Raw genomic sequence first — 9,652 nt, 5'->3', positions numbered from 1 at the left:
CTTTACCTCCTCTATTCAAAACTTTATAATATAGGTCTGGGCGTGCATTATTGCAACAGATTTTGGACCTCTTCATCTTCCACTTGTCTAAAATCCCTGTAAAACATTCCTACCGCAAAAGGAGAAGAGGTAGTAGAGTGATAGCAATAAACTTCATCTGCATAATTTTTTAATCTTTCTTCAGTATCTTTTGGGCAGACTGGCACTGCCACTATCACCCTTTTGGCGCCCTTTCTCTTTAGATACTTTACTCCAGCTTCTACGGTCATACCGGTAGCTATACCGTCATCCACCACAATAAACTCTACTTCTTCAAATTGGGATATTTTACCCTTTTCAAATTTCCTTTCTCTGTCCCTTATCTTCTTCAGCTCTTCCTGTGCGACCTTCTTTATGGTCTCTGGTGTTAGCCTAAAGTACTCAACCGTGTTTTTGTCTAAGTATATTTCCCCATCTGGGTCTATAGCACCAAAGGCTAATTCTGGATTTTCTGGAACACCGAGCTTTCTGACTATTAGAACACCCAATGGACAACCCAAAATCTTTGCCGCCTCCTTTGCCACAACCACTCCCCCTCTGGGTATACCAAGGACCACACACGCTCCTTTCCTTTTCAATCTATCTTTTAACCACTCACCGAGGATCCTACCAGCCTCTTGCCTATTGCTAAAAATCATACATTTGTATTAATTTATGCCGTTAAAATATTTCCGCCATGAAAACATACAAAGGATGCAAGATACCGGAGGAACTCTATTACGATATAGAAAATCAAGTGTGGTATAAAATAGAAGAAAAGGGCTTGGTCCGTGTGGGGGCAACGGACGTAGGACAAACAAGGGCAGGTAAGATGGTAAATGTGAGGATAAAACCACCGGGCAAACAGGTGCCAAAGGGAAAACCCATTGCCTCCTTGGAAAGCGGTAAATGGACAGGTCCTATACCTGCTGTCATAGAGGGGGAGATAGTGGAAAGAAACGAAAGGCTCTTTGACGAGCCTGAACTTATAAACGAAGATCCCTATGGAGAGGGATGGATAGCTGTAATAAAACCCACTAACCTTGAAAGGGATCTAAAGGACTTGGTAACTGGAGAGATAGCCTTAGAGAGAATGAAGGAATACATAGATAGAGAAGGGGTGGAGTGCAAAGGTTAAAGACATCCAAACTTTTCCCTTATTTTCTTAGCGACGTAAGGATGGACTAAGCCTTCTAACTTTCCGCAGTAGCTGGCTATGTCTCTGACTATGGTAGAGCTTATGTGTATGTATTCCTGAGAAGGCATCATAAATATGGTTTCTACGCCTGCAAGCTTGTTGTTATTTAATGCTATCTGAAGCTCGTATTCAAAATCGGTAAATAGCCTAACTCCCCTGACTATTACCTTTATACCCTCTCTTTGCATAAAATCTACAAGCAAGCCCTCAAAGCCCTTTACCTCCACCTTCGTACCCAGGTCCTCAACCATAACTCTGAACATGTCCAGCCTTTCCTCAAGGTCAAACAGCAGGTGTTTTCTGGGGCTTTTAGCTATGGCTACCACTACCTTGTCAAACAACGCACAGCTTCTTTTGACTATGTCAAGGTGTCCCAAATGGGGTGGGTCAAAGGTCCCCGGATAGACCACACTCATCATCTTCTTTCCTCCAGATAGACAGGGCGGTATCTCCATAAGTTTTTACCTTTTCTGCTTCAAAGTTTTGATTTTTTCTGTGTTCAAGTATAAAAATACCACCTTTAGAGAGCTTTTTAAGCGCAACTTCTATTAATTTTTTGTAATTCTGATAATCATATGGAGGATCTGCAAAAATTATGTCTGGTGAGCTTTCAAAGGACTCTAAAAATTTTATAGCATCGGAAACTTTCGCATTGCCGCCTTTTTCTTTTATTAATTGAGCTAACTTTCTGTTTTTTTCCACAAAAATTACCTTAGCCCCCCTTTCCATAGCCATAAAACCCATCTGACCGCTTCCGGCAAATAGGTCTATGAATAGCTTTCCCTCTATATCTCCCAACATGTTGAACACAGCTTGCTTAACCATAGAAGAGGTGGGTCTAAGTTTAGATCTTCTACTTGATTTTTTCATAAAAGTTATTATAATTTGTATTCTTTGTTAAAGGAGGTTTTTGTTATGGTTTGGCTTGTCAAAATTTTAAAAAACCTTGACAAGGAGGAAAGGAAATGGCAAAGACCCTCGGACTGCATATCTTAGCGGACCTGCACGGCATTAACCCTGATCTGATTGACAGGGTGGAAGATATTAAACACCTCTTGGAAACCGCAGTAAGAGTAGCAGGTCTTACCAAGATCTCCTCTCACTACTATCAATTCCAACCACATGGAGCTACGGGGGTTATCCTCTTGGCTGAATCGCACATATCCATCCATACCTGGCCAGAACATGGTTTAGCTACTGTGGATGTTTATACCTGCGGGGATCCATCTAAGGCTTACAAAGCCATGGATTACATAATATCTACCTTAGAGCCCACTAGGATAGACAAGCAAGTGCATGAGAGGGGATTGATAGGTAGTTACGAGGGTTCAGATTTGCAAAGCGTTCTTTTAAAGGTATAAATTTTACATTCTTGGGAGATAAAAAATGTTTAACTTTACAGAAGAGCAAATAAAAAGATATGCTAGGCACATTATACTGCCCGAGGTAGGTGGTAAAGGGCAGGAAAAGCTTCTGAAGTCAAAGGTCTTGGTCGTAGGTGCGGGAGGTTTGGGTTCTCCCTCCATACTATACTTAGCCGCCGCTGGTGTTGGAACCATTGGCATAGTAGATTTTGACGTGGTGGATTTTTCTAACCTGCAAAGACAGATCATCCACAACACGGATAGAGTGGGGATTCCAAAGGTAGAGTCTGCAAGGCAAACGGTGGAGAGACTAAACCCAGACGTGAAGGTAATAACTTACAACACTCGCATAAATAAAGAAAACATCTTGGACATAATCAAGGACTACGACGTGGTTTTGGATGGGACCGATAACTTCCCCACCAGATTTCTAATAAACGATGCGTGCTACTTTGCGGGAAAGCCCTTGGTTTCCGCAGCCATGCTTAGGTTTGAAGGTCAAATCTCAGTGTTTGACTTTAGAAAGAAGGAAGAGTCACCTTGTTATAGATGTCTGTTTCCAGAGCCTCCCCCACCAGGTTTGGTCCCTTCCTGCCAAGAAGCAGGCATCCTTGGATCCATAGGTGGCATCATGGGTTGCATACAGGCCACAGAAGCCATAAAGCTCCTTCTTGGAATAGGTGAGCCACTGGTGGGTAAGCTTCTCATAATGGACGCCCTTTCTATGGAATTCAGAAAGGTTAAATTAAGAAAGGATCCAAGCTGTCCACTTTGCAGTGAAAAGGCAGTCATCAAAGAGCTCGTGGAATACGAGCAGGTCTGCGATATACATTTCTAAAGTATGAGATTGGGTGTAAACATAGACCACGTAGCTACACTAAGACAAGCCCGAAGGACCTTTGAGCCAAGTCCGGTGTTTGCTGCCCTGATAGCCCAGCAGGCGGGTGCTCATCAGATAACACTGCATTTAAGAGAGGACAGAAGACACATCCAAGACGAAGACCTAAGGCTCATAAAACAGTTAGTTAAAATTCCTGTAAATCTTGAGATGGCACCTACGGAGGAGATGAAAAACATAGCCCTTGAAGTGAAACCAAACAGAATAACCTTAGTGCCAGAAAGAAGGGAGGAGATAACTACGGAAGGCGGTTTGGATGTGGTAAGGTTAGAAGGCTTTTTGAAAGACTACCTTAAAGAAATAAAACTTGCTAACATTGAGGTGTCTCTTTTTGTGGAACCAGAAGAAGAGCAGATAATTGCTTCAAAGGCGGTTGGTGCAGATGCGGTAGAGCTACACACCGGAAGATACGCCAACCTTTGGAACGAACACAAAAAAGAGGAAGCAAGAGAGGAGCTTCAAAGGCTGAAAAAAGCATCCATACTGGCTAAAGAACTAGGTTTGAGAGTCTACGCAGGACACGGACTAACTTACCAGAACGTGTCAGACTTAGTAAAAGAGCTAAAAGACTACGTAGAAGAGCTAAATGTTGGACACTCCATAGTTTCCAATGCGGTTCTCTTTGGCTTTGAAAGGGCGGTAAGAGAGTTCATTGATAGAATAAAATCGGGATTATAATATGTCTATTAGTCCCCGTAGCTCAGGAGGATAGAGCGCGAGATTCCTAATCTCGAGGTCGGAGGTTCGACTCCTCCCGGGGACGTTGGGCGATTAGCTCAGTGGTAGAGCGCCATCCTCACACGATGGAGGTCGGAGGTTCGACTCCTCCATCGCCCATTTTATAATTTACTATGTGGAGCTCTTAGAACTTTGGAAGAAGCACTTAGAAAGGACGAGAAGCGAAAGGACTACTATAACTTACGTCAATGCTGTAAAGTCCTTTCTGAAGAGAGTCAGCACAGATAACCCACTTGAAGTTTCCTCAAAAGAACTTTACCAGTATGCAGATCTGTCAGAGCTTTCTGCTGCATCCCTTTTAACTCACTTTTCTGCCATCAGACATTTTTATAAATTTTTGACCAGAAGAGGATTTTTACCTAAGGATAGCTTTTCTGAAATAGAAGAAGCTATAGAGGATATAAAGGAAGATTATGGTTTGCACACACTTTACAGAAAGCCAAAGGCGTTAGAAAAAAGTCAGTTAGAAAGGATCTTCCAAAAAGTTAAAGGCTCTAAGTACGAGAACATATACAGACTATTCTTATACAGTGGAATAAGACTTTCAGAATATAAAAGTCTTAGGCCTGAGCACTTTTTCTTGGATAAGAGCGGTATATACTGGATACATCTACCTGCGGAGATAACTAAAAGAAAAAAGGAAAGAATGGCGCCCTTGATAGGCCCCTCAAGGGAAGAAACTTACAGATTTACTGAAGGTCTAAGCAGATTTTTGGAAAACTACGAAGATACGCTAAGCGTAAATGCAGCTTCTCTACAAGTTTACACAAACCGGCTTTCCAAGAAGCTTGGTTTTCACTTCTCTTTACACAGTTTCAGACATACGTACATCACAAACCTTATAAACCAAGGATTCCCTGCAGAACTGGTTAAAGAATTTGCAGGGCACGCCAACATTAAAACCACCATAGACATTTACTATCGTTTCAGTCCAGAGAGGGCAAAGGCTGTAGTAGAGAACTTTCTGAAAGGATGAAGTTTTTCTCAATCACCATTTTTCCAAACTTGTTTGAATGCTTTTGCCAATACGGAATAGTTTCTCAGGCTATAAAAAAAGGTATGTTAGAAGTGATAACCATAAACCCCAGGAACTATGCACCAAAGGGTAAGGTGGATGACTATGCCTACGGCGGACATCCAGGAATGGTTCTAAAGCCTGAACCTATACTGCTGGCTTACGAAGACTTAGTTTCTAAGTATGGAAAACCTTATACTGTAATAGCCCAACCTTGGGGCAAGCCAATTACCCAAGAGGACTTAGACAGGCTTTCTAAGTTAGACAGTCTGCTGGTAATATGCGGAAGGTATGAGGGCATTGACGAGAGAGTTAGCTTTTTAGCGGACGAGGAGCTATCTTTGGGGGATTTTGTGCTTTCCGGAGGGGAGATCTTTGCTTTAGCCCTTTTGGAAGGAGTGGCAAGACTTTTGCCCGGCGTTTTGAGTGAGCCAGAGAGCATAAAAAAAGATTCTTTCAGAAGGTGGCTGGGCGCACCTGTCTATACAAGACCAGCTGAGTTTAAGGGAATGAAGGTGCCCCAAGTTTTACTGTCTGGCAATCACAAGCTGATTGAGCTTTGGGAGCTTTGGCACTCCATAAAAAGAACCGTTGAAAAAAGACCAGACCTTGTACCTGAAGATCTGTCCCCCCTGGAGGAGGATATGCTAAAAGCCATAAAAAAAGGTCTTTCTTTTGAAGAGTGGATGGAAGGAAAGAAACCATGATTCTCTTTGTAGTAGAATCTTTCACAAAGGCAAAGACCATAAGCAAGTATTTAGGAAAGGAATATCTGGTAAAGGCTTCGGGAGGACATATCAAAGACCTACCAGAGGATGAGCTAGGAGTTGACTTAGAAACTCTTACTCCTTTTTTTGGGTGGAGAAGAGGCAAAAGAAAGGTCTTTGAAGACATAAAAAGGCATGCCATAAATTCTGAGCTTATTCTCCTTGGAACAGACCCAGACAGAGAGGGGGAAGCCATATCTTACTTTTTCTGGGAAGAGCTAAGGAAGACGAAAAAACCAATATATAGGGTTTATTTCTACGAAGTGACGGAGGAGGCAATAAAAAGGGCCATAAGGGAAAAAAGGGGTATAGACTTCAACCTTGTTAAAGCCCAGTTTGCAAGAAGGGTTTTAGACAGATTGATCGGATACTTACTTTCCCCTGAGCTTTGTAAAAAGCTTAGGCAAAAGGGACTTTCTGTGGGAAGGGTACAGTCTCCTGCTTTGAGGCTGATAGTTGAAAGGGAAAGGGAAATACAAGCTTTCAAGAAGAAAAAGTTTTACTATGTAAAGGTCCTTTTTGAGGACTTCCATGCCTATTTGGAGGTAAGGTTTGAAAAGCCGGAAAATGCTAAACCTTACATGGAAAAGCTAAAAGACGCCTTCTTTGAAGTAAAGCGGGTGGAAAAGCGGCAGGAAAAGGTAGCACCACCAAAGCCTTTTAACACTCCAGAGCTTCAAAGAGCTTCCAACGAGAGGTTAAAGCTGAGTGTGGATAAAACGATGAAGATTGCCCAGGCGCTTTACGAAGAGGGTTTTATAACTTACCCAAGAACGGATGCCCACCGCATGAACGAAAAAAAGGCTCAGGAATTTTTGGCTTGGATAGAAAAGCACCACGGAAAGGATTACGTGGGAACCCTCAGAAGGTTTAAAGAGAAAGCTCACGTGCAATCCGCCCACGAGTGCATAAGACCCACAAACCTTTACAAAAAACCGGAAGGCAAAGAAGAACTCTTGCTCTTTGAGTTGATAGTTGGGAGGACCTTGGCAAGCCTATCCACGCCTGCCATCTTGGAAAACCAAAGGGTAACTTTGGTTCCCATAGGGCAAGAAAACCTTGAAATAGTTGCCAAAGGAAGGGTGCTGATCTTTGACGGTTGGTCTAAATTTTATCCGCACGACTTTCTACAGCAAAAACTGCCAGAGCTTGAAAAGGGACAAATCCTAAAGCCAAAGCAGGTCCTTTTGGAAGAAAGACAAACCCAACCACCCAGGAGATACACAGAAGGAAGCCTTGTAAAAAAACTGGAAGACCTGGGCATAGGAAGACCATCAACCTACTCCACTATAGTAAAAACCCTAAAGGAAAGGGGTTATGTGGTGGTAGAAAAGGGTGAGCTAAAGCCTACTCCTATAGCCTTTCAGGTGATGGACTTTCTTATGCAAAACTCTCCAAAGCTCGTAGATTACAGCTATACCGCTAAGATGGAAGAGCTTTTGGACCTGGTGGAAGAAGGTAAAAAGGATTGGAAAGAAACGGTGAGACATCTTTTTAACGAAATCACAGCTGGAAGTCTTTACCAAGATAAACTTCTCTAACCTTTCGATTTTCTATTACCTGCCAAGGTTCTCCTTGGGCTAAAATGGTCCCTTCTGAAATAATATACACCCTATCCACCGCCTTTATGGTTTCTCTGACGTTGTGGTCTGTTATGAGAATGCCTATGTCCTGGGTTTTTAGGTTAAGAATTAGCTGCCTTATGTCCGCTACCATTATGGGGTCTATGCCCGCAAAGGGCTCGTCAAAGAGTATGTATTTGGGTTTTGGTATAAGACAGCGGGCAACTTCTAACCTTCTCTTTTGGCCTCCGGACAAGCTTCCCGCTTTTTGATTTCTTAACTCGTAAAGTCCAAAGTCTGTTAAAAGCTCTTCTGCCCTTGCCAGCTGGCCTTCTTTGCTTTCTTCAAAGAACTCTAAAAAGATGAGCAAGTTTTCCATAACACTTAGATCTTCAAAGAGCGTATGCTCCTGTGGAAGAAAGGATAGGCCTTCCTTTGCCCTTTTGTGGGCAGGCATGTTTGTTATATCTTTACCTTCCAGCTCTATTTTTCCTTCATCTACCGGTAAAAAGCCCACCAGACAGTTAAAAAGTGTGGTTTTTCCCGCACCGTTGGGACCCAAAAGTCCAACCACCTCTCCCCTTCTTACGTATAGACTAACCCCCTTTAAAACTTCCCTGTATTTGTATCTTTTCTTTATACCGTCAGCAACAAGCAACTCTTTCAATTATATCTTCGTAAGTTTCCCTTCTTCTTATTACCTTCACGCTTCCTTTCTCCACCAAAACCTCACAAGCTCTTGGTCTTGCGTTGTATTGGGAAGACATGGCAAAGCCGTAAGCTCCCGCAGAAAGCACCGCCAGATAATCTCCCCTTTCAACGTAAGGAATTTCCCTATCCAGAGCCAAAAAGTCCCCAGTTTCGCATATGGGACCCACCACATCAGTTTTTATGTATTTTGAGTTTCTTTCCATCACAGGCACTATGTGATGGTAGGCAGAATATATAGCTGGTCTTATAAGGTCGTTCATACCCGCATCCACTATCACAAAATGCTTGTGTCCTTTATCCTTTAGAAACTGCACCTGAGTTATCAAGATGCCCCCATTCCCCACTATGGACCTTCCGGGCTCTAAAATTATCTGAGCTTTTACATCTTTTAGGCTTGGCATTATGGCGTGGGCTAAATCTTCTGGCTCTGGGTTTGCCTGATCTGGCTGATACTTTATACCCAAGCCACCACCAAGGTCTAAATACTTTATATCAAACCCAGACTTGCTTAAATCCCAGTAAAGTTCTACTACCTTCTCCGCCGCCTCTATGTAAGGAGAAACGTCCAGTATTTGCGAGCCAATGTGACAGTGTATCCCGACGATCTCTAAGTTTTTCAGCTTCCTTGCGTATTCGTACTCCTTCTTTGCCTGCTTTATGTCTATGCCAAATTTACTTTTCTTCATACCAGTGGATATGTAAGGATGGGTTTTAGGATCTACGTCTGGATTTACCCTTATGGCTATTCTGACTTTCTTGCCTAGCTTTTGCCCCACGTCGTTTAGCACATCAAGTTCCATAGAGGACTCCACGTTGAACATCAAAACGTCTTGCTTAACCGCAAACTCTATTTCCTGAACTGTCTTTCCCACACCCGCATAGACTATCTTAGAAGACTCTACTCCTGCCTTTAAAGCCAAGTAAAGCTCACTACCAGAAACCACATCCGCACCAGCTCCTTCCTCTTTGGCTAAGGCTATTATTGAAGGATTAAAGTTTGCCTTTACCGCATAGCATATGAGAGCATCCGGGAAGGCTTTTCTGTAAGCTTTTATTCTATCTCTGATGTAAGAAGCACTATAGACGTAAAGCGGAGTGCCAAACTCCTTTGCCAACTCTTTCAAAGAAACCTCTTCTAAATGAAGTTCTCCACCTTTGTACTCAAGGTAGGGATTATACTCTTTCAACAGCATAGTTTTTTATTCTACCACAGTTGCTCACTCACGGCAGAAAAAAGCTTTTGGAATTAAGACTTTGAAAGGATTCCCAACGAGTGATCTTAGAAAAGCCTTAACTTTCACGGTGGGCTAGGAACTAATACAAGTACAACACAAACACAACAAAAGGCAAAGTCTCCATCCCACACGGTGGGCTGGGAACG

General features: G+C 42.7%; 12 protein-coding genes and 2 tRNA genes. 9 read left to right on the top strand and 5 right to left on the bottom strand.

The genetic code is table 11. From position 1 onward, the window contains the following. Positions 1 to 47: 47 nt before the first annotated feature. The gene (locus V7P40_RS03230) at positions 48 to 677 is read right to left on the bottom strand and encodes a phosphoribosyltransferase family protein (protein ID WP_333784535.1); all 630 of its coding nucleotides are present in this window, start codon (positions 675 to 677) and stop codon (positions 48 to 50) included. 38 nt (positions 678 to 715) lie between these two features. Between V7P40_RS03230 and V7P40_RS03225 the strand changes: the two genes are divergently transcribed. Further along, positions 716 to 1,156: a glycine cleavage system protein H gene (locus V7P40_RS03225; RefSeq protein ID WP_333784534.1), complete on the top strand. Its 441-nt coding sequence runs from the start codon at positions 716 to 718 to the stop codon at positions 1,154 to 1,156. On the opposite strand, the gene coaD is transcribed toward V7P40_RS03225, so the two are convergent. After that, positions 1,153 to 1,635 (bottom strand): pantetheine-phosphate adenylyltransferase, encoded by a 483-nt coding sequence (gene coaD / locus V7P40_RS03220; RefSeq protein ID WP_333784658.1) that lies wholly within the window; start codon positions 1,633 to 1,635, stop codon positions 1,153 to 1,155. The two genes, V7P40_RS03225 and coaD, sit on opposite strands and share 4 nt — an antisense overlap. Next, positions 1,604 to 2,086: an RsmD family RNA methyltransferase gene (locus V7P40_RS03215; RefSeq protein ID WP_333784533.1), complete on the bottom strand. Its 483-nt coding sequence runs from the start codon at positions 2,084 to 2,086 to the stop codon at positions 1,604 to 1,606. The genes coaD and V7P40_RS03215 overlap by 32 nt, the downstream gene beginning before the upstream one ends. Before the next feature lie 95 nt (positions 2,087 to 2,181). Between V7P40_RS03215 and speD the strand changes: the two genes are divergently transcribed. From speD to topA, 8 genes are all read left to right on the top strand, one after another. Then, a complete protein-coding gene (speD, locus tag V7P40_RS03210) occupies positions 2,182 to 2,577 on the top strand; it encodes an adenosylmethionine decarboxylase (protein WP_333784532.1) in 396 nt (131 codons plus the stop codon). A gap of 25 nt (positions 2,578 to 2,602) precedes the next feature. Further along, entirely contained in the window at positions 2,603 to 3,418 is an 816-nt protein-coding gene (moeB, locus tag V7P40_RS03205) for a molybdopterin-synthase adenylyltransferase MoeB (protein ID WP_333784531.1), read from the top strand. Between the two features lie 3 nt (positions 3,419 to 3,421). Continuing rightward, positions 3,422 to 4,156: a pyridoxine 5'-phosphate synthase gene (gene pdxJ, locus V7P40_RS03200; protein ID WP_333784530.1), complete on the top strand. Its 735-nt coding sequence runs from the start codon at positions 3,422 to 3,424 to the stop codon at positions 4,154 to 4,156. Between the two features lie 11 nt (positions 4,157 to 4,167). After that, positions 4,168 to 4,241: transfer RNA gene (locus V7P40_RS03195), tRNA-Arg, on the top strand. A gap of 2 nt (positions 4,242 to 4,243) precedes the next feature. Then, positions 4,244 to 4,315 (top strand) — tRNA-Val (locus tag V7P40_RS03190). Positions 4,316 to 4,331: 16 nt separating this feature from the next. Beyond that, positions 4,332 to 5,192, top strand: a complete 861-nt coding sequence (locus V7P40_RS03185) for a site-specific integrase (RefSeq protein WP_333784529.1) — start codon at positions 4,332 to 4,334, stop codon at positions 5,190 to 5,192. Beyond that, positions 5,189 to 5,938: a tRNA (guanosine(37)-N1)-methyltransferase TrmD gene (gene trmD / locus V7P40_RS03180; RefSeq protein ID WP_333784528.1), complete on the top strand. Its 750-nt coding sequence runs from the start codon at positions 5,189 to 5,191 to the stop codon at positions 5,936 to 5,938. The genes V7P40_RS03185 and trmD overlap by 4 nt, the downstream gene beginning before the upstream one ends. After that, complete coding sequence (topA, locus tag V7P40_RS03175) at positions 5,935 to 7,539, top strand: type I DNA topoisomerase (RefSeq protein WP_333784527.1); 1,605 nt, start codon at positions 5,935 to 5,937, stop codon at positions 7,537 to 7,539. Before trmD ends, topA begins: the two co-directional genes overlap by 4 nt. Here the strand turns inward: topA and lptB are convergent. Further along, a complete protein-coding gene (gene lptB / locus V7P40_RS03170; RefSeq protein WP_333784657.1) occupies positions 7,502 to 8,218 on the bottom strand; it encodes an LPS export ABC transporter ATP-binding protein in 717 nt (238 codons plus the stop codon). The two genes, topA and lptB, sit on opposite strands and share 38 nt — an antisense overlap. Beyond that, on the bottom strand, positions 8,205 to 9,461 hold the full coding sequence (gene lysA, locus V7P40_RS03165) for a diaminopimelate decarboxylase (RefSeq protein ID WP_333784656.1): 1,257 nt from the start codon (positions 9,459 to 9,461) through the stop codon (positions 8,205 to 8,207). The genes lptB and lysA overlap by 14 nt, the downstream gene beginning before the upstream one ends. Between the last annotated feature and the right edge of the window lie 191 nt (positions 9,462 to 9,652).

The organism is Thermocrinis sp. (assembly GCF_036781485.1).
Taxonomy (GTDB): Bacteria; Aquificota; Aquificia; order Aquificales; family Aquificaceae; genus Thermocrinis.
This window is presented reverse-complemented; position numbering and strand designations above follow the sequence as displayed.